The sequence below is a fragment of the Pseudomonas sp. MWU12-2029 genome, from assembly GCF_023242425.1.
In the GTDB taxonomy this organism is placed as follows: domain Bacteria; phylum Pseudomonadota; class Gammaproteobacteria; order Pseudomonadales; family Pseudomonadaceae; genus Aquipseudomonas; species Aquipseudomonas kribbensis.
On sequence record NZ_JALJDY010000007.1, the window covers coordinates 238,628 to 257,774 of the forward strand.

At 60.7% G+C, this 19,147-nt stretch carries 22 protein-coding genes and 1 pseudogene; 12 read left to right on the forward strand and 11 right to left on the reverse strand.

The genetic code is table 11. The features are described 5' to 3' along the window. Positions 1–20: 20 nt before the first annotated feature. Both M5B44_RS19280 and M5B44_RS19285 read right to left on the reverse strand, forming a co-directional pair. Positions 21–2,525 carry an ABC transporter permease gene (locus tag M5B44_RS19280; RefSeq protein WP_248740189.1) on the reverse strand — a complete coding sequence of 835 codons (2,505 nt, stop codon included), beginning with the start codon at positions 2,523–2,525 and terminating at the stop codon, positions 21–23. Beyond that, positions 2,525–3,208, reverse strand: coding sequence for an ABC transporter ATP-binding protein (locus tag M5B44_RS19285; protein ID WP_085710774.1), 684 nt, complete (start codon positions 3,206–3,208; stop codon positions 2,525–2,527). Before M5B44_RS19285 ends, M5B44_RS19280 begins: the two co-directional genes overlap by 1 nt. A 10-nt stretch (positions 3,209–3,218) precedes the next feature. On the opposite strand from M5B44_RS19285, the gene M5B44_RS19290 reads away from it, so the two are divergent. The 3 genes from M5B44_RS19290 (at position 3,219) to M5B44_RS19300 (ending at position 5,297) form a co-directional block, all read left to right on the forward strand. Further along, complete coding sequence (locus tag M5B44_RS19290) at positions 3,219–3,824, forward strand: arylesterase (RefSeq protein WP_085710773.1); 606 nt, start codon at positions 3,219–3,221, stop codon at positions 3,822–3,824. 57 nt (positions 3,825–3,881) lie between these two features. Next, positions 3,882–4,175 (forward strand): hypothetical protein, encoded by a 294-nt coding sequence (locus M5B44_RS19295; RefSeq protein ID WP_007908575.1) that lies wholly within the window; start codon positions 3,882–3,884, stop codon positions 4,173–4,175. A gap of 150 nt (positions 4,176–4,325) precedes the next feature. Beyond that, complete coding sequence (locus M5B44_RS19300; protein WP_085710772.1) at positions 4,326–5,297, forward strand: L,D-transpeptidase family protein; 972 nt, start codon at positions 4,326–4,328, stop codon at positions 5,295–5,297. A gap of 123 nt (positions 5,298–5,420) precedes the next feature. On the opposite strand, the gene oprI is transcribed toward M5B44_RS19300, so the two are convergent. Beyond that, a complete protein-coding gene (gene oprI / locus M5B44_RS19305; protein WP_003183784.1) occupies positions 5,421–5,672 on the reverse strand; it encodes an outer membrane lipoprotei OprI in 252 nt (83 codons plus the stop codon). 637 nt (positions 5,673–6,309) lie between these two features. Between oprI and M5B44_RS19310 the strand changes: the two genes are divergently transcribed. Then, positions 6,310–6,591, forward strand: a complete 282-nt coding sequence (locus tag M5B44_RS19310) for a GNAT family N-acetyltransferase (protein ID WP_007955658.1) — start codon at positions 6,310–6,312, stop codon at positions 6,589–6,591. Between the two features lie 70 nt (positions 6,592–6,661). On the opposite strand, the gene M5B44_RS19315 is transcribed toward M5B44_RS19310, so the two are convergent. After that, a complete protein-coding gene (locus tag M5B44_RS19315; protein ID WP_248740190.1) occupies positions 6,662–7,738 on the reverse strand; it encodes a 3-deoxy-7-phosphoheptulonate synthase in 1,077 nt (358 codons plus the stop codon). A 129-nt stretch (positions 7,739–7,867) separates the two neighbouring features. Continuing rightward, positions 7,868–8,311, reverse strand: a complete 444-nt coding sequence (locus M5B44_RS19320) for a PilZ domain-containing protein (protein WP_085710771.1) — start codon at positions 8,309–8,311, stop codon at positions 7,868–7,870. Between M5B44_RS19320 and M5B44_RS19325 the strand changes: the two genes are divergently transcribed. From M5B44_RS19325 to cysB, 5 genes are all read left to right on the forward strand, one after another. Continuing rightward, positions 8,310–8,696 carry a thioredoxin family protein gene (locus M5B44_RS19325; RefSeq protein WP_134827669.1) on the forward strand — a complete coding sequence of 129 codons (387 nt, stop codon included), beginning with the start codon at positions 8,310–8,312 and terminating at the stop codon, positions 8,694–8,696. The genes M5B44_RS19320 and M5B44_RS19325 overlap by 2 nt on opposite strands. Beyond that, positions 8,696–9,652 (forward strand): putative 2-dehydropantoate 2-reductase, encoded by a 957-nt coding sequence (locus tag M5B44_RS19330; RefSeq protein ID WP_248740191.1) that lies wholly within the window; start codon positions 8,696–8,698, stop codon positions 9,650–9,652. The genes M5B44_RS19325 and M5B44_RS19330 overlap by 1 nt, the downstream gene beginning before the upstream one ends. Before the next feature lie 31 nt (positions 9,653–9,683). Further along, entirely contained in the window at positions 9,684–10,589 is a 906-nt protein-coding gene (locus M5B44_RS19335) for a 5'-nucleotidase (RefSeq protein ID WP_085730576.1), read from the forward strand. Positions 10,590–10,687: 98 nt separating this feature from the next. Further along, positions 10,688–11,191: a universal stress protein gene (locus M5B44_RS19340; protein ID WP_085710767.1), complete on the forward strand. Its 504-nt coding sequence runs from the start codon at positions 10,688–10,690 to the stop codon at positions 11,189–11,191. Between the two features lie 113 nt (positions 11,192–11,304). Then, entirely contained in the window at positions 11,305–12,279 is a 975-nt protein-coding gene (gene cysB, locus M5B44_RS19345; RefSeq protein ID WP_007955684.1) for an HTH-type transcriptional regulator CysB, read from the forward strand. 8 nt (positions 12,280–12,287) lie between these two features. Here cysB and M5B44_RS19350 read toward each other — a convergent pair. Both M5B44_RS19350 and M5B44_RS19355 read right to left on the reverse strand, forming a co-directional pair. Continuing rightward, a pseudogene (locus M5B44_RS19350) lies at positions 12,288–12,769 on the reverse strand (transcription elongation factor GreAB). A gap of 2 nt (positions 12,770–12,771) precedes the next feature. Then, entirely contained in the window at positions 12,772–13,179 is a 408-nt protein-coding gene (locus M5B44_RS19355) for a hypothetical protein (RefSeq protein ID WP_248740192.1), read from the reverse strand. Positions 13,180–13,303: 124 nt separating this feature from the next. On the opposite strand from M5B44_RS19355, the gene earP reads away from it, so the two are divergent. After that, on the forward strand, positions 13,304–14,446 hold the full coding sequence (gene earP / locus M5B44_RS19360) for an elongation factor P maturation arginine rhamnosyltransferase EarP (protein ID WP_248740193.1): 1,143 nt from the start codon (positions 13,304–13,306) through the stop codon (positions 14,444–14,446). Positions 14,447–14,494: 48 nt separating this feature from the next. Then, complete coding sequence (locus M5B44_RS19365; RefSeq protein ID WP_003226785.1) at positions 14,495–15,064, forward strand: elongation factor P; 570 nt, start codon at positions 14,495–14,497, stop codon at positions 15,062–15,064. A 78-nt stretch (positions 15,065–15,142) separates the two neighbouring features. On the opposite strand, the gene M5B44_RS19370 is transcribed toward M5B44_RS19365, so the two are convergent. From M5B44_RS19370 to M5B44_RS19380, 3 genes are all read right to left on the reverse strand, one after another. Further along, positions 15,143–15,562, reverse strand: a complete 420-nt coding sequence (locus M5B44_RS19370; protein ID WP_085710763.1) for an organic hydroperoxide resistance protein — start codon at positions 15,560–15,562, stop codon at positions 15,143–15,145. Between the two features lie 278 nt (positions 15,563–15,840). Then, the gene (locus tag M5B44_RS19375; RefSeq protein ID WP_248740194.1) at positions 15,841–16,305 is read right to left on the reverse strand and encodes a MarR family winged helix-turn-helix transcriptional regulator; all 465 of its coding nucleotides are present in this window, start codon (positions 16,303–16,305) and stop codon (positions 15,841–15,843) included. Between the two features lie 83 nt (positions 16,306–16,388). Further along, positions 16,389–17,345 carry a LysR family transcriptional regulator gene (locus M5B44_RS19380; protein WP_248740195.1) on the reverse strand — a complete coding sequence of 319 codons (957 nt, stop codon included), beginning with the start codon at positions 17,343–17,345 and terminating at the stop codon, positions 16,389–16,391. A gap of 112 nt (positions 17,346–17,457) precedes the next feature. On the opposite strand from M5B44_RS19380, the gene M5B44_RS19385 reads away from it, so the two are divergent. Beyond that, positions 17,458–18,207 (forward strand): sulfite exporter TauE/SafE family protein, encoded by a 750-nt coding sequence (locus M5B44_RS19385; protein ID WP_167443783.1) that lies wholly within the window; start codon positions 17,458–17,460, stop codon positions 18,205–18,207. Here the strand turns inward: M5B44_RS19385 and M5B44_RS19390 are convergent. Beyond that, positions 18,197–19,051: a LysR substrate-binding domain-containing protein gene (locus M5B44_RS19390; RefSeq protein ID WP_248740262.1), complete on the reverse strand. Its 855-nt coding sequence runs from the start codon at positions 19,049–19,051 to the stop codon at positions 18,197–18,199. The two genes, M5B44_RS19385 and M5B44_RS19390, sit on opposite strands and share 11 nt — an antisense overlap. Between the last annotated feature and the right edge of the window lie 96 nt (positions 19,052–19,147).

Below are 19,147 nucleotides of genomic sequence, written 5' to 3' on the forward strand. Positions count from 1 at the left end.
GTGTTGAGGGCTGGAGTCTATCAACCCTCGCGCAGCACTGTCAGCGGGCTCGCATTCAGGGCCCGACGGGTGCCGAACACGCCGGCGCCACCGATCAGGGCCGCACCGATCAACGGCAGCACCAGCAACCATGGATGCGGGTGCCAGGGCAGGTCGAACGCGAAGCGATACAACACCAGGCTCACCACTTCCGAACCGATGGCCGCCAGCAACCCGCTGACCGCGCCGAGCAAGCCGAACTCGATTCGCCGCGCCTTGACCAGCAACTGCCGTTCCGCCCCCAGCGCACGCAACAGTGCGCCTTGGCGAATACGTTCATCCAGCGTCGCCTGCAACCCGGAAAACAGCACCGCCATCCCGGCCGCCAACACAAACAACAACACGTACTCTACCGCCAGGGTGACCTGGGCGAGGATGCTGCGCAGTTGTTCGAGCAAGGCTTCGACCTGCAGGATGGTCACCGCCGGGAATGTCCGCGACAGCTCGACGATCTGCTGGTCGTGACCGGGCGCCAGATAGAAGCTGGTGAGGTAGGTCGCCGGCAGATCTTTCAACGTTCCGGGCTGGAAGATCATGAAGAAGTTCGGCTGGAAGTTGTCCCAGTTGATCTCCCGCAGGCTGGTGACTTTCGCTTCGCGGTTCACTCCGCCAACGGTAAACACCAGGTGATCGCCGAGTTTGAGCTTGAGGCTTTCGGCGACCTTGCCTTCCACAGAGACGCCGGGAACCTCGTCCGAGGGTTGTCCACTCCACCACGAACCTGCGGTGATCTTGTTGCCCGCCGGCAAGTCGGCAGCCCAGGTCAGGCTCAAATCGCGCTGGATCGCCCGGTCGCCGGCCGAGTCTTTGCTGACGATCTGTTGCACCGCTTCGCCGTTGATGCTGATCAGCCGTCCCGGCACCACCGGGTACAACGGCGCAGCCTGGGCCGAGACATTGATCAGGTGATCGGTGAAGGCCTGTTTGTCCGCCGGCAGGATGTTCAGGGCGAAATAGTTGGGAGCATTTTTCGGCAGCTGGTTTTGCCAGGTGTCGAGCAATTCACCGCGCAACAGTGCAATCAGCGCCATGGACAGCAGGATCAGGCCGAATGCCAGGGACTGTCCGGCCGCCGCCAGCGGGTGACGCAGCAACTGGCCCAGGCCGAGGCGCCACGGCAGGGAGGCGCGAGCTAGCAGGCGACGCAGGCTGTTGAGCAGCAGCAACAGCAAACCACCGAGCACCAGCGCGGCGACCACGCCACCGCCGAGCAAGGCAAACGTCAGCAGCAGATCCAGGCTCAGGCGCCACATGATCAGGCCGAGCGCGCCGAGTGCTGCGCCGTAGACCATCCAGGTGCTCGACGGAATCGGCAGCATGTCGCGGCGCAAAACCCGTAGCGGCGGTACACGGCCGAGGGCGGCGAGCGGCGGCAAGGCAAAACCGGCCAGCGCCACCAGCCCGGTACCGATCCCCGCCAACGCCGGCAACAAGCCTCCCGGCGGTACATCGGTCGGTAGCAGGTCGTGCAGCAGCGCAAACAATCCCAATTGAGCCAGCCAGCCAAGCAGGGCGCCGCTGAGGCTGGCGAACAGTCCGAGCACTGCCAGTTGCAGGCTGAACAGGACCATGGTTTCCCGGCGCGACAAACCCAGGCAGCGCAACAGCGCGCTGGCATCGAAGCGGCGGCTGGCGAAGCGATTCGCCGACAGCGCCACGGCCACGCCGGCCAACAGCACGGCGACCAGACTGGCCATGTTCAGATAGCGCTCGGCCTTGCCCAGTGCGCCGCCAATCTGCCGGTTGCCGTCGCGGGCATCCTGAATCCGCTGGTTGGCGGCAAGCCCCGGTTTGATCAGCTGGCGATAGGTTTCCAGTGCGTTGGGTTCGCCGCGCCACAGTTCGCGATAGCTCACCCGGCTGCCGGGCTGGACCACGCCGGTCGCGGCGAGGTCGTCGAGATTGATCAGCACCCGTGGCGTCAGGCTGTAGAAGTTGCCGGCGCGATCAGGCTCGTACGTCAGCACCCTTGTCAGTTTCAGTGTCTTCATGCCGACGTCGATGCTGTCGCCGATCTTCAGGTCCAGCGCCGTGAGCAGGCGCGATTCGACCCAGGCTTCGCCCGGCTGCGGTTCGCCGCCCGACGCTTCGGCAGCAAACGGTGCCGGGGCACTTTTCAGCTCACCACGCAGCGGATAGGCACGGTCGACGGCCTTGATGCTCGACAGCTGAATGCCGTTGTCGGTGGCGATGACGCTGGAAAACTCAACGATCTGCGCATGGTCGAGGCGCAGCTCGGTGCCGCTCCTGATTTGTTCCGGTCGTGCGGGGGAGCTGCCTTCGAGCACCAGATCCGCGCCGAGAAACTCGGTGGCGCGCAACGTCATTGCGCCATTCAGGCGGGCGCCGAAGTAGCCAATGGCGGTACTTGCCGCCACGGCCACCAGCAAGGCGAAGAACAGCACCCGCAACTCCCCGGCGCGGGCATCGCGCAGGAGCTGGCGCAGGGCAAGGCTGAACAGGCGCAACAGCGGCAGACGTGCCATCAAGGCTCCAGGGGGGCGACCAGCAGGCCGGCTTCAAGTCGGATCAGGCGCCGGCAGCGATGGGCCAGGCGTTCGTCGTGGGTCACCAGCACCAGGGTGGTGCCGCGTTCCTTGTTCAGTTCGAATAGCAGGTCGCTGATGCGCTCGCCGGTGTGGCTGTCGAGGTTGCCGGTGGGTTCGTCGGCGAACAGCACATCCGGCTCGGCGGCAAAGGCACGGGCAATCGCCACCCGCTGTTGCTCACCACCGGAGAGCTGGCGCGGTGAGTGCGTCAGGCGCTGGCCGAGGCCAACCCGTTGCAGCAATTCCGTGGCGCGCCCGCGGGCGTCTTTGCGGCCGTCGAGTTCCAGCGGCAGCATCACGTTTTCCAGGGCGTTGAGACTGTCGAGCAGCTGGAACGACTGAAACACGAAACCCACATGTTCGGCACGGATGCGCGCGCGCTGGTCTTCGTCGAGATTGCTCAGGGACTGGCCGGCGAGAACGACTTCGCCGCTGCTCGGCAGATCGAGGCCGGCGAGCAGGCCGAGCAGGGTGGATTTGCCGGAGCCGGATGCGCCAACGATGGCCAGGCTGTCGCCCTTGTTCAGTTCCAGGCTGAGTTCGTGCAGGATGGTCAGTTCACCTTCCGCGCTGGGAACCACTTTGCTAAGGTTCTTCGCGGTGAGAATGCTTGCGCCCATGGAGAATCCGATGCGTGTGTGGTTTTTGAGTGCTGGCCTGGCCTTGATGTGCATGGCCCAGAACGCAGCGGCGGGTACAGTCCTGATCGTTGGCGATAGTATCAGCGCCGGTTTCGGACTGGATACCCGGTTGGGGTGGGTGTCGTTGCTCGAGCAGCGGCTCAAGTCCGAAGGTTTTGACGATAAAGTGGTCAATGCCTCCATCAGCGGCGACACCAGTGCCGGAGGCCAGGCGCGGCTGCCCGCGCTGCTTGCAGAGCACAAGCCGGAGCTGGTGATCCTCGAGTTGGGCGGCAACGACGGCCTGCGCGGAATGCCGCCGACGCAATTGCAACAAAATCTTGCTTCGATGATCGACAGCTCCCGTCAAAGCGGTGCCAGGGTGCTGCTGCTCGGCATGCAACTGCCGCCCAATTACGGCAAGCGCTACACCGATGCCTTTGCCGAGGTCTACGGCAAGCTGGCCGAGGAGAAAAAGATCCCGCTGGTGCCGTTTTTCCTCGAGGGCGTGGGCGGGCACCCGGACTTGATGCAGGCCGATGGTCTGCACCCGGCTGCCGGGGCTCAGGGCAAGTTGTTGGAAAATGTCTGGCCGACGCTAAAACCGCTGTTATGAGGCTTTTCTAGCGGCAGGCTTTCGGCTAATGTGGCGCCCCCCTAAATGGAGCCCCCGATGTCGCGTTCTGCCTGGTCCCTGTTTGCCTACCAACTGATCGAGCCTGACGAACAGCTGGATCTGTTCGCCTGCCAGGAAGTGCGGGTGCATCTGGTGACCCGTCAACTGGAGCTCGGTGGCTCGGCTGACCGGACCCTTTGCGGCAGTCTGCTGCCGGCGCAACCGCGCTGGTCCAGCGTGGATCGTCGGGTGTTCCAGGATCAGCGCCTGTGCTCGCTGTGCCGGGCGATTCTCGAATCGCAGAAGCGCGGTACCTCGCCGATCTGGCCCGAGCTGCGTTTCGAGCTATAAGCACACGCATCTGCAGAACGCGCCCCGGGCTGGCGGCAGCTTCAATTATGAAGACTGCTGCCAGCCCATCGGCGCATCTCCCCGAATTCCCTGGGCGCGGTGTACAATCGCGTTCTTATACCCTTGTCGATCTTGCGAAGGATTCTCCGGATGTTGCCGCGTTTCCCTGCCGTCACCCGCTGCCTGTCTCTTGCCGCCCTGTGTGTGGCCGGCCCCGTTGCCGCCCTGGAGTTTCCCCTGCCACCACCTGGTGAAGACATCATCGGCCAGGTGCAGGTGATCAAGGCCAAATACGAAGACACCTTTGCCGATCTGGGCACCACCTACGATCTGGGTTATTCGGAAATGGTCGCGGCCAACCCGGGCGTCGATGCCTGGCTGCCGGGCGCCGGCACCGAAGTGGTCCTGCCGACCCGTTTCATCCTGCCGCCGGGTCCGCGTGAAGGCATCGTGATCAACCTTGCCGAGTACCGCCTCTACTACTACCCGAAAGGCCGGAACGTGGTGTACACCTTCCCGCTGGGTATCGGTCGCGAAGGCTGGGGCTCGCCAATCGCCCACACCACGATCACCGCCAAGACGCCGAATCCGACCTGGACACCGCCAGCCTCGATCAAGGCCGAACACGCCGCCGATGGCGATCCGCTGCCGAACGTAGTGCCGGCCGGCCCGGACAACCCGCTGGGGCCGTTCAAGTTCACTCTGGGCACGCCGGGTTACCTGATCCACGGTTCGAACAAGAAATTCGGTATCGGCATGCGCACCAGCCACGGCTGCTTCCGCATGTTCAACAACAACGTGCTGGAAATGGCCAGCATGGTGCCGGTGGGGACTTCGGTACGAATCCTCAACGACGCGTACAAGTTCGGTCGCAGTGGCGGCAAGATCTACCTGGAAGCGCACACGCCGATCGACGACAAGGGCAACCCGTCGGTGGTCGACAAGCACACTGCCGTGATCAACGCGATGCTCAAGCGTGAAGACATCACCAACAACCTGCGCATGAACTGGGATGTGGTGCGTGATGTGGTGGCGGCGGAAGATGGCCTGCCAACTGAAATCGGCACACCGAACACCTCGGCGCCGATCGTTTCCAGCGCACCGATCGACCTGCAACAGTAAGCCGGAAAACAGAACCCGCCGATGCGTGAGCACCGGCGGGTTTTTTATTGCATGAAGAAAATTTCAGGCAAAAAAAAGCCGACCCGAAAAACGGGTCGGCTTGATAACAATCCCGAAGGACTATTACTTGCGGCTAGCTTTTTCCAGCATGCGCAGAGCACGCTCGTTAGCTTCGTCAGCAGTCTGTTGTGCTTTTTGAGCAGCAGCCAGAGCTTCATCAGCTTTACGGTAAGCTTCGTCTGCACGAGCCTGGGAGCGAGCAGCTGCGTCTTCAGTAGCGGTCAGACGTGCTTCGGTTTCTTTCGATGCGCTGCTGCAACCGGTAGCCAGAACTGCGGCCAGAGCCAGAGCAGAGAATTTCAGAACGTTGTTCATCGTGTTCCCCTTCAAGGACTTTCAATTAAGTGGCTGTCTCCTCCGATTGAGGAAATAGCCGGCGTACATACTACCCATTACTTGTAGTAAGTAAACTGACGTAAGGCAAGAAGCAAAAAAAATTGTAGGCGTTGATTCTTTTTCGAGCAACTTTTAACCGGGCTGTATAAAAAATATTCAGCTGTAAGGCCCGTCGTGAGTGAGTTATTGAGAAAAAGTTCCCGTTGTCGGGTGCTGTTTTGCAGGTAGTGGCTAGAGTCTGTCTATATGGATTCGTCCACACTTTTGTTGCGTTTTTGTGCAGCGTCTCACCTATCTTTGTCCATGTTCAGGTGACTTTAAAAAATCAGGCACGTCTTAAGTCTCAACATCCGGCGATGTTCAGCCTTTCGGTTCGGGACAAGGTTCTCCCGAACCGGTCCTGAGTCCACCGGAACTGCCCCGTCAATCAGCCTGATGACGAGTGCGCCTTGAGCATTTTCGTCATTGGTGCCTACTATTTGATACGTGCTCGGGTTGCGCGAGATCGGTGCGGTTCTTCTCGGTGTCCATCAGGCACGGGGTGGCGTAGATGTTCCTTCGCCGGGAAAACATCGGTAAGGTAGGGGTCAGCATTCGAGACCCGCGAGGAGTAGTGATGAGCGAGGCGTTGTCCATCCACCATGACCAGGCTGGTCATCAGTTCGAGACCAATGTGGACGGTCATCGTGCCTACCTGACCTATATGGATCTGGGGAAACAGACCCTGGATATCTACCGCACCTTCGTGCCCAACGCATTGCGTGGCCGAGGCATCGCGGCAGCCCTGACCGAGCGGGCACTGCAGTACGCCGATGAAATGGGCTATACGGTCATCCCGTCGTGCTCCTACGTGGAGCGCTACATGGAGCGTCATCAGCGGCGCACCGCCAAGATCTGACTGACCTCACACCGCACACACAAAAACGCCGGGCAATGCCCGGCGTTTTTTTATGCCTGCGAAACGGCTGTCAGCCGCGCTGACGTTTCGGCAGCACATCCTTGAGCTTGGCGTGCATGCTGCGCAAGGTGTTTTCGGTGGTCGACCAGTCGATGCAGGCATCGGTGATCGAGACGCCGTATTGCAGATCGGCGAGATCTTTCGGAATCGCCTGGCAGCCCCAGTTCAGGTGACTCTCGACCATCAGGCCGATGATCGACTGGTTGCCTTCGAGGATCTGGTTGGCGACGTTCTCCATCACCAGCGGTTGCAGGGCCGGATCCTTGTTGGAGTTGGCGTGGCTGCAATCGACCATGATGTTCGGCTTGATCTTCGCCTTGTTCAGCGCTTGTTCGCACAGGGCGACGCTGACCGAATCATAGTTCGGCTTGCCGTTGCCGCCGCGCAGTACCACGTGACCGTAGGCGTTGCCCTTGGTGGTGACGATCGACACGCCACCTTCCTGGTTGATGCCCAGGAAACGGTGCGGGCTGGAAACCGACTGCAAGGCGTTGATCGCCACGGTCAGGCCGCCGTCGGTGCCGTTCTTGAAACCGACCGCCGAGGACAGGCCGGAAGCCATTTCGCGGTGGGTCTGGGATTCGGTGGTGCGGGCGCCGATGGCCGACCAGCTGATCAGATCCTGCAGGTACTGCGGGGAGATCGGGTCGAGGGCTTCGGTCGCGGTCGGCAGGCCTTTCTCGGCCAGGTCCAGCAGCAACTGGCGACCGATGTGCAGACCGTCCTGGATCTTGAACGAGTCATCCAGGTACGGGTCGTTGATCAGGCCTTTCCAGCCGACGGTGGTCCGCGGTTTTTCGAAGTACACGCGCATGACCAGATACAAGGTGTCCGACACTTCCGCCGCCAGCACCTTCAGGCGCTCGGCGTACTCGTGGGCAGCCTTGATGTCGTGGATCGAGCAAGGCCCGATGACCACGAACAGACGGTGGTCGGTGCCATCGAGAATATTGCGGATGACTTCGCGACCCTTGGTGACGGTGCGCAGGGCAGCGTCGCTCAGAGGGATATCACGCTTGAGCTGATCGGGAGTGATCAGGGTCTCGTTGGAAGCGACGTTCAGGTCGTTGATCGGTAAATCAGCCATCGTTTACTCGTCAGGTCACGGGTGCCGGCCGCCAGCGATCCCCGCGCGGCGGAGCACAGCAGATTTAAGCGCGTCGGGGAGCCGAACCTTAGCGCGTCAGGCGCCTGTCGACAATGGGCAAGTCACTGTTCAGTCCAGTACTGGCTGCGCAAAAGCCTTGCGAACGGTGTCGTGGGAGAACTCGTCGGCGTGTTGTTCGACCCATTGCAGGGCCAGGGCCTGAATATCCTGGAGGTCGTCGTGGGCGTCGTTGAGTCGGCAATAGCGTTCGATCTGACACACCTGCTCACCCATTCGGGCGCTGAACAGGGTCTGCTCGTCGGTGAAGGCGATGCCCACCAGATAACCTTTCTTGCGTCGCAGGCACCAGGCCACATAGCCCGGATAACAGATGTCGGCATTGAGCGTCGGCATGCGCACCTGCAGCGCGGTGCCATGGCGCCAGGCGCGGTGGTAATTGCAAGCGATGCCGCCGAGGCTGATAGTGTGCAGCTGTTGCCGCGAAATGCACTCAGGTTTGAGCAACGTTAATTCGACGGGCACATCATCCGGATGAGGAATAAACCGTCCCATGAGCACAGACTCCCTGTGTCGGCCATCTGACATTGTTTCCCCCAGTATAGTGTTCGAATCCGAACTGACCGATTTCGACGCCGACCAACGGCTGCTGGCGATGAGCGGCGTTTCGCTGGTGATCTTCACCAGTGTCGGCTGCGCCAGTTGCCGTTATGCCCGCGAGGTGTTGCCGGGGCTGGATCTGGCAGTCGATCGCCTGTGCTGGATCGACGCCGGCGACAATGGTGGTCTGGTCGAGCGTTATCAGGTCTTTCATTTGCCGGCGCTGTTCGTGGTGCGCGACGGCGAGTTCTTTGGGGCAGTACACACGCGCCTGAATGCCGCTGAGCTCAACGCAGCCGTGGCGCAGGCGCTGGGTCGAATTGCAGAGGAGTTGCCGTGATGGGGGCAGTCGTCAAGAAGCCGGTGGTAGGGATTATCGGCACCGGCGCAATCGGAGGTTTCTACGGCTTGATGCTGGCCCGGGCCGGATTCGATGTGCACTTTTTACTGCGCAGCGAGTTTTCCGCCGTCGCCGAACGTGGCTTGCAGGTCGACAGTGCGGTTCACGGCGCGTTGATGCTGAACCCGGTGCAGGCTTACTCATCGGCTGAAGACATGCCGCCCTGTGACTGGTTGCTGGTCGGCGCCAAGACCACCAGCAACGCTGGCCTGGCGCCGTCGATTATTCAGGCGGCGAAACCCGACGCGAAAGTGCTGGTGCTGCAGAACGGCCTCGACGTCGAAGACAGCCTGCGGGCGTTGTTGCCCGATTCCCTGCACTTGCTGGGCGGCCTGTGCCTGATCTGCGTTCACCGGGAAGGTCCGGGCCACATCACCCATCAGGCGCTCGGGGCGGTGAACGTCGGTTATCACAGCGGTCCGTCAGCCGATGATGCGGCGCGCATGGCGATTGTCGAGGAGGGCGTCGGGCTGTTCCGCGCCGCCGGCATCGACTCCCAGGCCATGCCGAACCTGCACCAGGCGCGCTGGCAGAAACTGGTCTGGAACATTCCCTACAATGGTCTTTCGGTGTTGCTCGGGGCGAGTACCACGCCGCTGATGGCCGATGCCGACAGCCGCGCTCAGATCCAGGCGCTGATGGCCGAAGTGGTGCAGGGCGCCAAGGCCTGTGGCCATGACATGCCGCCCGGTTACGCCGAATACCTGTTCATGATGACCGAGAAAATGCCCGACTATTGGCCGAGCATGTACCACGATTTTCTGCACAAGCGACCGCTGGAACTGGACGCCATCTATGCTCGACCTTTGGCGGCGGCAAAAGCGGCAGGTTGCGAGCTGCCGCGAATCGAGGCGCTGTATCGCCATTTGCGTTTCATCGACCGGCGTAACACCTGAGTCGATTCTTTGAGGGGATCTGGGGGAAGGCATGGCCAAGAACATCGATGACAAACTGGTGCTGGCGATTTCGTCCCGTGCCTTGTTCGATCTGAGCGAGAGTCACAAGGTCTACCTGTCGAGCGGCGTCGAAGCCTATCGGCAATATCAGATCGAGCACGAAGACGAAATCCTCGCGCCGGGCGATGCCTTTCCGCTGGTGGAAAAACTGCTCAACCTCAACAGTCGCCTTGGCCGTGCCCGGGTCGAGGTGATTCTGGTGTCGCGCAACAGTGCTGACACCGGCCTGCGGGTGTTCAACTCGATCGATCATTACGGCCTGGCGATTTCCCGCGCAGCGTTTGTCGGCGGGCGCAGTCCTTATCCTTATCTCAAGGCGTTCGGTTGCGACCTGTTTCTTTCCACTCACGCTGAAGACGTGCGCTCGGCGCTGGACAACGGCTTTGCGGCGGCCACCATTCTTTCCGGTGGCGCCAGTCGTGCGGCCAGCGATGAATTGCGCATCGCCTTCGACGGTGACGCGGTGCTGTTTTCCGACGAGTCGGAGCGGGTCTATCAGTCCGGAGGCCTCGAAGCCTTTCAGGCCAAGGAGCGTGAATCCGCTCGCGAGCCGTTGCGCGGCGGGCCGTTCAAGGGCTTTCTCGCAGCGCTCAATCTGTTGCAGCGTGAGTTCCCGGACGATAACTGCCCGATCCGCACGGCACTGGTCACCGCGCGTTCGGCGCCGGCTCACGAACGGGTGATCCGTACCTTGCGCGAGTGGGACATCCGTCTGGACGAGTCGCTGTTTTTGGGCGGCCTGACCAAGTCGGCATTCCTCGAAGCGTTCGCTGCGGACGTGTTTTTCGACGATCAGGCCGGTCACTGCGAGCTGGCCCGGGAGGTGGTTGCCACCGGCCATGTCCCCCACGGCATCAGCAACGAACCGGCGGTCTAAAGCCCTCGTGGTTCAAGACGTTGCGTCGCACGTCGTACTCGCCAAGGCACTGCTAAGCTGAATCAAATCTCCGCCATGTTGGCTTGCGAGGAGGTCATATGATTCGTTCGATGCTGTATGCCACTGACCTCGGTCTGTACGCACCGTTAGTGATGCAGCATGCCCTGGCGATGGCGCGAACATTCAATGCCGACTTGTATGTGGTGCACGCGGTGGAGCCCATGGGGTTGTTTGCCGAGTCGGTGTTGCAGAGCTATCTCGACGAACAGGCGTTGAACGAATTTCACAGTCAGGGTCTGAAAACCGTCATCGCCAATATCGAGCAACGGGTGCTCGACAGTTTTCGCGAAGAGCTGGGGGACGAGGGCGAGCAGGATCTGCTGCGGATCCGTGCGGTGCGGGTGCTGCAGGGCGATCCGTCGCAGGTGATTCTCGACCAGGTACAGAAACTCTCCGTCGATTTGCTGATCGTAGGAAGTCACAGCCACGGGGTCGGGGCGGAAACACCGTTGGGGCGCACGGCGACGCGATTGCTGCAATTGTCCAAGGTGCCGGTTTACATGGTGCCGCTGGTGGAGCGTCGGCGTCGGGAGGATCGCTGAGACGGGAATAATGGCGTTTTGATAAAAAAGTTCTAGATTTATTCTTCAAACCATTAATATAGTTATATACCGTCGCTGATGCCCGTGGCGTCTACCTGCTTTGAGGGATTCATATGAAGCTTCAACAATTGCGCTACATCTGGGAAGTGGCGCACCACGACCTCAACGTTTCCGCTACAGCCCAAAGTCTCTACACCTCGCAACCGGGCATCAGTAAGCAAATCCGTCTGCTGGAAGACGAACTGGGCGTCGAAGTGTTCGCCCGCAGTGGCAAGCACCTGACCCGCGTCACGCCGGCCGGCGAGCGCATCATCACCACCGCCGGTGAGATTCTGCGCAAGGTCGAAAGCATCAAGCAGATCGCCCAGGAATTCTCCAACGAGAAAAAAGGCACCCTGTCGATCGCCACCACGCACACCCAGGCACGTTATGCGCTGCCGCCGGTGATCAGCAATTTCATCAAGCAATACCCGGACGTGGCGCTGCACATGCATCAGGGCTCGCCTATGCAGATCGCCGAAATGGCCGCTGACGGCACCGTGGATTTCGCCATTGCCACCGAGGCGCTGGAACTGTTCGGCGATCTGGTGATGATGCCGTGCTACCGCTGGAACCGCTGCGTGGTTGTGCCTCAGGGCCACCCGCTGACCAAGTTGCCGAAGCTGACTCTCGAAGCACTGGCCGAATACCCGATCGTGACTTACGTATTCGGTTTCACCGGCCGTTCGAAACTCGACGAAGCTTTCAGCCATCGCGGCCTGACGCCGAAAGTGGTGTTCACCGCCGCCGACGCCGACGTGATCAAAACCTACGTTCGCCTGGGGCTGGGTGTCGGCATCGTGGCCAAAATGGCCGTCGATACCAAACTCGACAACGACCTGGTGGTGCTCGATGCCAGCGAGCTGTTCGAGTCCAGCGTGACCAAGATCGGTTTCCGTCGCGGGACTTTCCTGCGTGGCTTCATGTGCGACTTCATCGAGAAATTCGCGCCGCACCTGACCCGCGAAGTCATGGCCAAGGCCATTCAGTGCCACAACAAGCAGGAACTGGAAGAACTGTTCGAAGGCGTCGAACTGCCGGTTCACTAAGCCCCTGTCTACAGCACCTCGGTGACAGCGAACTGTTGCCGGGTGCCCGCCACCAGAATCTCCACCTCGTCACCCTCGAACTTGCCCAGCAGGCCTTTGCCCAGCGGCGAGCGTGGGGTGATGACGGTGACCGGCTGACCGACCACGTCGACTTTCAGACCCGCCGCATCCGGCGCCAGAAACAGCCATTGCTCGCGACCCTTTTCGTCTTCCAGACCGAGCAGGGCGCCGATTTCAATCCCGCGTCGATCGTCATAGGCCCGCAGCGTCAGGTTCTGGCAGACCGCCAGTGACTGGCGGATCTCCTCGACCCGTTTCGCTTGCCCGGCCGCCAGGTACGACGCCTCGAGCCCCAGGGTATCGTACTTTTTTCGGCAATGTTCTCTTCGTGAGTCGCGGTTTCGTAAGCGGTTTGTGCCGCGCGTTCGGCGATATCGAGGTCGACGCGCAGTTTGTCGAGAATCAGTTGGTGGACGGCGTGCTTGTTCATGATCAATCGCAGAATTGCAGGACGTTGGCGCGGCTCTTTTCGCTCGGAGCGGTCTGATCCTGCTGGAGCCAGAACTGGCATTTCGGGTTCGACTGGTTGCGCGTGCTGCTGCGGGCCTGATCCAGGCGATCCTGCTGTTCGTTCTTGCGCAGGTTTTCTTCGTACTGCTCGAACAGGCGGTTTTGCGGCTCGGGTTCTGATTGTGGCTGGGCGACTGCCGCAGGCTTGCTCAGTTGTTGCACGGCATCCGCCACCGGTTGCAATTGACGGCTGAACAGCATCGAAGCGAGCCAGCATGTCAGCGCAATGGCCAGGAAACCCAGCCACAGACCCAGGGCAATGCTGCCGGTCAATTGCAGCACGCTAAGCTGGACAGGCAAGGGACGACGCGTGTTGGGGCGGTAGGGCATGGCTGCCTCCTGGCGGATGATTGCGGGCAAGTGGCGATTGTCGCACGAAGATTAATTGTCGTCGGCTCTTCTGCACGCGGACATTTATGCGGACAATCGGCGCTTTTGCCAACGGGAGTCTTGAATGCCGCAACCGAAAACCCGCTGGGACATCTTTTGCACCGTGGTCGACAACTATGGCGACATCGGCGTGACCTGGCGTCTGGCCCGGCAACTGGCGGCCGAGCATGCGCTGGCGGTGCGGCTGTGGGTCGATGATCTGCGTGCGTTCGAGCGTATTTGCCCGGAACTCGATATCCATCTCGATGCGCAATGGCAGCAGGGCGTTGAAGTCCGGCACTGGCCGACAGAATGGCCGGAAACGGACGCCGCCGACGTGGTGATCGCCGCGTTCGCCTGTCAGTTGCCTAGCACCTACATGGACGCCATGGCCGAGCGAGAAAAACCGCCACTGTGGATGAACCTCGACTATCTCAGCGCTGAAGACTGGGTGGTTGGCTGCCACGGTCTGCCTTCGGTGAAGTACAAGTCCGTGCAGAAGATCTTTTTCTTCCCGGGGTTCCAGGCCGGCACTGGCGGACTGTTGCGTGAAAGCGGACTGCTGGATCGGCGTCGGCGGTTTCAGCAGGATCCCGAGTCGCAGCGACAATTCCTGCAAGCCCTGGGGGTCGTTCCTGCACCCGGTGCGCAGCTGATTTCGCTGTTTGCCTACGAGAATGCCGGGCTTGCCAGTTGGCTGGATGTGCTCGCCGCTGATTCGATACCGACTCATCTGCTGGTGCCGGAAGGGCGGATTCTCGGTGATGTCGCGCGCTGGCTCGGAGTCGAGTCGCTGGCGGTGGGCGACTTCAATGTGCGTCAGGCGCTCACCGTACAGGTGCTGCCGTTCGTCCGGCAGGATCAATACGATCAACTGCTGTGGTGTTGCGATTTCAACGCGGTGCGCGGCGAGGACTCGTTTGTCCGTGCGCAGTGGGCCGGTCGTCCGATGCTATGGCACATCTATCAGCAGGATGAAGATATCCATCTGGACAAGCTCGATGCCTTCCTCGCGCTCTACGGAAAAGGCCTTTCGCCCGCCGCTGCCGAGGCGATGAACGGTCTGTGGCGGGCCTGGAGTGCCGGGCAGCCTATCGGTCAGCACTGGCTTGAGGCCCGTAAATACTGGCCCGAACTGCAGGAAAATGCTGAAGCATGGTGTCTGGAACAGGCCTTGCAGGCCGATCTTGCGACGGCGCTGGTACAGTTTTACCGAAATTGGATATGATACGCGGCCTAGATTTTTGTAAATCCCATCCAAATTCGGATATTCGCAATGAAAACTGGTAAAGAACTCAAACCCGGTACCGTGATCCGTATCGACAACGATCCTTGGCTGGTTCAGAAAGCTGAATTCACCAAATCGGGCCGTAACAGCGCGATCATGAAGACCAAGCTGAAGAACCTGCTGACCGGTTACAAGACCGAAACCGTTTACGGTGCGGACGACAAGCTGGACGACGTGATCCTCGACCGCAAAGAAGCGACCCTGTCCTTCATCAGCGGCGACACCTACACGTTCATGGACACCACCGACTACACCATGTACGAACTGAACGCCGAAGACATCGAAAGCGTTCTGCCTTTCGTTGAAGAAGGCATGACCGACGTTTGCGAAGCCGTGTTCTTCGAAGAGCGTCTGGTTTCCGTAGAGCTGCCGACCACCATCGTGCGTCAGGTTGACTACACCGAAGGTTCCGCTCGCGGTGACACTTCCGGCAAGGTGATGAAGCCTGCCAAACTGAAGAACGGTACCGAGCTGTCGGTTGCTGACTTCATCGAAATCGGCGATATGATCGAGATCGATACCCGCGAAGGCGGTTCCTACAAAGGCCGTGCCAAATAAGCACTGCTTTTTGCGGAAAGAAAAAGCCCGACCATTGAGTCGGGCTTTTTTGTGCCTGCGATTTTTGCTGCCGGGCAGTTACACGGTCACGTGCAGGCGTACATCGACATTGCCGCGGGTGGCATTGGAGTACGGGCAGACCTGGTGGGCGGCGTCGACCAGGCTTTGTGCGTCAGCTTGTTCCAGGCCCGGCAGGGCGATGTGCAGGTCGATGTCCAGACCGAAACCACCGGGAATCTGACCGATGCCGACGTGAGCGGTGATCGACGCGTCGTCCGGGATTTTGCGTTTGGTCTGGCTGGCGACGAATTTCAGGGCGCCGATGAAGCAGGCCGAGTAGCCGGCAGCGAACAGTTGCTCAGGGTTGGTGGCCGCGCCGCCGGCACCGCCAAGCTCTTTCGGAGTGGCCAGTTTGACGTCGAGGATGTTGTCGCTGGAGATCGCACGACCGTCACGGCCGCCGGTGGAAGTTGCGATTGCGGTGTAGAGAGTTTGCATGGTGTGAGCCTCGTCGAATGTGTTTTTTGTTGCGCTAATTGTTTGCGCGCTAACTAGGTGCGAAGTAAATGTACTTCGCTAATATTTGGTGCGCAAGATAAATTTTTGCGAAAGCACAGAAGCGAGACGTGGAGCAGCTCGGGATGAGATCTCAAGCTTTTGATATGAAAGGTTTTTTTATAGAAGAACGAGAGAAAAAAATTTTCGGGGGAGGGCTAAGTCAGAGAAAAATGCGATTTCCCTGCAGGTGCGAGGCTGCTCCTGCAGGGAAGGGACGCTTAAATCAGGCTGTCCTGCAGATGACCACGCAACGCCTGCAACTCGGATTGCAGGTTTTGCAGGCGTTCCAGCGTGAAGCCACTGGCGCCCAGGATGCATGGCGGAACGGTTCGAGCCTTGTCTTTCAGCGCGTGTCCCTGTGCAGTCAGTTCAACGATCACCACCCGTTCATCCTCGCGGCTGCGGGTCCGGCTCAAGAGTCCTTCAACTTCCAGACGCTTGAGCAGCGGGGTCAGCGAACCCGGGTCGGTCAGCAGGCGTGTGCTGATTTCTCCGACGGTCAGACCATCCTTCTCCCACAGCACCATCATCGCCAGATACTGCGGATAGGTCAGGCCGAGCGCTTGCAGCAAAGGCTTGTAGACCTTGGTCATCATCAGCGAAGTGGAATGCAGGGCGAAGCAGGCCTGATTGTCGAGCAGCAGTTCTTCGCAGTGGTCGGTGGTGTTGCGGTCGGTGGTCATGTCGGTGCCTTGAGCGGTGATGCAGATGAATCTAGCGCTCGAATCTTTAATGCGCCAGACAATTGTGCCCGGTGGTGAATCGGTCAGTGCCGGCCAAGTTCTCGTTGCAGCGCCAGATCCCACGGTGGCACGGGGCTGAAACGAGTCTTGAGGTATTCCAGCAGCAGGCGGCTGCGGGAGCTGGCCTGTTGTTCCAGCCGCAGCGCGTAGATGCCGGTGCTCTCGGGTTTCGGCAGGCCGTTTTCACAGAACAGCGGAAGCAACTCGCCACGCAACAGATATTCGCTGGCCAGCCAGGTCGGCAGATGCGCGATCCCGAGTCCCGCGAGCGCACCGCAGACCAAGGCCTCGGCGTTGTTGGCGCTCATGCGGATTCGTGCCGGGCGGTGCAATTGCATCTGCCCGTCCTGTTCGAATCGCCAGGCGAAGGGCGGGGCGAGGCCGTCCCAATCGAGGCCGTCGTGTTCGCCCAATTGAGCGGGCTCGCTCGGCACGCCCCGACGCTTGAGGTAGTCGGGACTGGCGCAGGCGATGCGCACCATGCTCGCCAGCGGCGTGGCGACCATTCGGGTGTCTGCCATTTGCCCGGCGCGCAACACCAGATCGACTTTGCCCAGGTTCGAGCCATCCATGTCGACAAAGCTGTCGATCAGATGCAGTTGCACGTCCAGCCCCGGATACAGCACCAGAAAATCGGCAATCACCGGTGCCAGATGCCGCCGTCCGAACGCCGCCGGCGCATCCACACGAATCAAGCCTTCCGGCGCGCTGCTCAGTGAAACCGCTTCGGCGCGGGCCAGCTGCAGCTCGGCAACGATTCGCCGCGCCCGTTCGGCAAACGCCAGGCCGGCCGGCGTGGCGCGCACCGCATGCGTGCTGCGGATGAACAACTGGCTGCCGACAGCGCTTTCCAGACTGTCGATGCGCCGGGCGACGGCCGAAGGCGTCAGCGGATGTCGGCGTGAGGCGGCGGAAAAACTGCCACTCTCCAGCACATCAAGAAACAGCCCGAGTTGTTCGGTCAATTGATTGGGATTCATGATTCGGCTGGCAGCCTATGCGAATTTGGCACAGCCATTGTGCGTTGCTGTGCGTTTCCGTGCCAGCGTCGACTGCGTAGGATGGGTCGCCTGACGTATGAGGAATTCTGCTGTGATCGAGTTTTTGCTGTACCTGTTGTTTGGCGCCGCCCTTGGCACCCTGGGTGGGATATTCGGCATCGGTGGCGGCTTGATTGCCATTCCGCTGCTGGGTGTGTGGTTCGGCCTCGATCAGCAGATTGCTCAGGGCACGGCGCTGGTGATGGTGGTGCCGAACGTGATGCTGGCGCTGTGGCGTTATCACCAGCGCAACCGCATCGAACTCAGGCATGCGTTGCCGCTGGCGGTCATGGGGTTCTGTTTCGCGTGGATCGGCTCGATCTGGGCCGTGGGCATCGACGCGCAAACCATGCGCATCGGTTTTGTCGCGTTCCTCGTGGCGTTGTCGGCCTACAACCTGGTGCGCATGTTCGGCGCGCGTCCGGCGGCGACGTCCGAGATGCGTTATTCATGGCCGTGGCTGGGCGTGCTGGGCGCGGCGTCCGGCACCATGGGCGGTCTGTTCGGTGTCGGTGGGGCAGTGGTGGCGACGCCGGTGCTCACGAGCCTGTTCGGCACGACCCAGGTGGTCGCTCAAGGCCTGTCGCTGGCGCTGGCATTGCCGAGCACCGGTGTCACACTGGTGACGTACGCGGTGCATCACGAAGTGGACTGGATGATCGGCCTGCCGCTGGCCCTCGGCGGTCTGGCCAGCATCAGTTGGGGCGTGAAGGTTGCCCACGCGATGCCGGAAAAACTCCTGCGTGGGCTGTTCTGCGGGTTCCTGGTGCTGTGTGCGGTGATGCTCGCCTTTAAAGTTTGAAGCCTTCGACGATGTGCTCGGCCAGACACTCGGTGATCGGCGACGGATTGTTCAGGTTGCGGATCAGCATGATGCTGGCCTCCGGCAACAGCGGCAGATCCTCGGCGGCTCCGAGAATCCGCAGGTCCGGGGTGATCAGGCTTTCCAGTTGCGCGGTGATCGCCAGACCCGCGCTCACCACCGCCATCAAGGCTGAAAGACTGGTGCTGTTGTAGGCGATCCGGTATTCACGGCCCATGGCGTCCAGCGCATTGCAGGCCCACATGCGACAGAAGCAATCACTGTTGAACATCGCCAGCGGCAACGGCGTCTGCTCGTGGGCGCTGAAATTCTGCGCCTCGGCCCAGACAAAACGCTCCTTGCGCAGCAATTGGCCAATCTCATTGCCCGGCTCGCGGGTGACGATCGACAGATCCAGATCCGTGCGCTGCAGCAACTGTTTGGTCGATTCGCAATGTACTTCGATCTGGATCAGCGGATAGAACTGCGCGAAGCGCGACAGGATCCCCGGCAGAAAGCGCATCACGTAATCGTCCGGCGTGCCGATCCGTACCGTGCCGACCATGTGCGGTTCGCGCAGAGTGTTGAACACTTCGCTGTGCAATTTCAGGATGCGCCGCGCATAACCGAGCAACACCTGACCTTCAGCGGTGAGGCGCACCTGACGCCCATCGCGCTCGAACAACTGGCGCTGCAACACATCCTCTTCCAGACGCTTCATCTGCATGCTCACCGCTGATTGGGTGCGGTTGACCATTTCGCCGGCGCGGGTGAAACCGCCCTGATCGGCAATCGCGACAAAGGTGCGCAGTACATCGGTATCGATACTGGGGTACGCCGACAATTGATGAATCTCCGTGATGCTTGCCATCAGAAACATTCGTTGGATTGATCGTAGCCCCGGCGCGAGACTTGAGCCATCCCAAAAAGGAGGCAACAC

Excerpts from the sequence above, each read along its gene's own strand:
- M5B44_RS19380 (WP_248740195.1), bottom strand. The coding sequence starts at position 17,345 with ATGAATCCCAATCAATTGACCGAACAACTCGGGCTGTTTCTTGATGTG.
- earP (WP_248740193.1), top strand. The coding sequence starts at position 13,304 with ATGCCGCAACCGAAAACCCGCTGGGACATCTTTTGCACCGTGGTCGAC.
- M5B44_RS19320 (WP_085710771.1), bottom strand. The coding sequence starts at position 8,311 with ATGGGACGGTTTATTCCTCATCCGGATGATGTGCCCGTCGAATTAACG.
- M5B44_RS19315 (WP_248740190.1), bottom strand. The coding sequence starts at position 7,738 with ATGGCTGATTTACCGATCAACGACCTGAACGTCGCTTCCAACGAGACC.
- M5B44_RS19355 (WP_248740192.1), bottom strand. The coding sequence starts at position 13,179 with ATGCCCTACCGCCCCAACACGCGTCGTCCCTTGCCTGTCCAGCTTAGC.
- M5B44_RS19330 (WP_248740191.1), top strand. The coding sequence starts at position 8,696 with ATGGGGGCAGTCGTCAAGAAGCCGGTGGTAGGGATTATCGGCACCGGC.
- M5B44_RS19340 (WP_085710767.1), top strand. The coding sequence starts at position 10,688 with ATGATTCGTTCGATGCTGTATGCCACTGACCTCGGTCTGTACGCACCG.
- M5B44_RS19335 (WP_085730576.1), top strand. The coding sequence starts at position 9,684 with ATGGCCAAGAACATCGATGACAAACTGGTGCTGGCGATTTCGTCCCGT.
- M5B44_RS19310 (WP_007955658.1), top strand. The coding sequence starts at position 6,310 with ATGAGCGAGGCGTTGTCCATCCACCATGACCAGGCTGGTCATCAGTTC.
- oprI (WP_003183784.1), bottom strand. The coding sequence starts at position 5,672 with ATGAACAACGTTCTGAAATTCTCTGCTCTGGCTCTGGCCGCAGTTCTG.
- M5B44_RS19295 (WP_007908575.1), top strand. The coding sequence starts at position 3,882 with ATGTCGCGTTCTGCCTGGTCCCTGTTTGCCTACCAACTGATCGAGCCT.
- M5B44_RS19375 (WP_248740194.1), bottom strand. The coding sequence starts at position 16,305 with ATGACCACCGACCGCAACACCACCGACCACTGCGAAGAACTGCTGCTC.
- M5B44_RS19280 (WP_248740189.1), bottom strand. The coding sequence starts at position 2,525 with ATGGCACGTCTGCCGCTGTTGCGCCTGTTCAGCCTTGCCCTGCGCCAG.
- cysB (WP_007955684.1), top strand. The coding sequence starts at position 11,305 with ATGAAGCTTCAACAATTGCGCTACATCTGGGAAGTGGCGCACCACGAC.
- M5B44_RS19370 (WP_085710763.1), bottom strand. The coding sequence starts at position 15,562 with ATGCAAACTCTCTACACCGCAATCGCAACTTCCACCGGCGGCCGTGAC.
- M5B44_RS19285 (WP_085710774.1), bottom strand. The coding sequence starts at position 3,208 with ATGGGCGCAAGCATTCTCACCGCGAAGAACCTTAGCAAAGTGGTTCCC.
- M5B44_RS19325 (WP_134827669.1), top strand. The coding sequence starts at position 8,310 with ATGAGCACAGACTCCCTGTGTCGGCCATCTGACATTGTTTCCCCCAGT.
- M5B44_RS19365 (WP_003226785.1), top strand. The coding sequence starts at position 14,495 with ATGAAAACTGGTAAAGAACTCAAACCCGGTACCGTGATCCGTATCGAC.
- M5B44_RS19290 (WP_085710773.1), top strand. The coding sequence starts at position 3,219 with ATGCGTGTGTGGTTTTTGAGTGCTGGCCTGGCCTTGATGTGCATGGCC.
- M5B44_RS19300 (WP_085710772.1), top strand. The coding sequence starts at position 4,326 with ATGTTGCCGCGTTTCCCTGCCGTCACCCGCTGCCTGTCTCTTGCCGCC.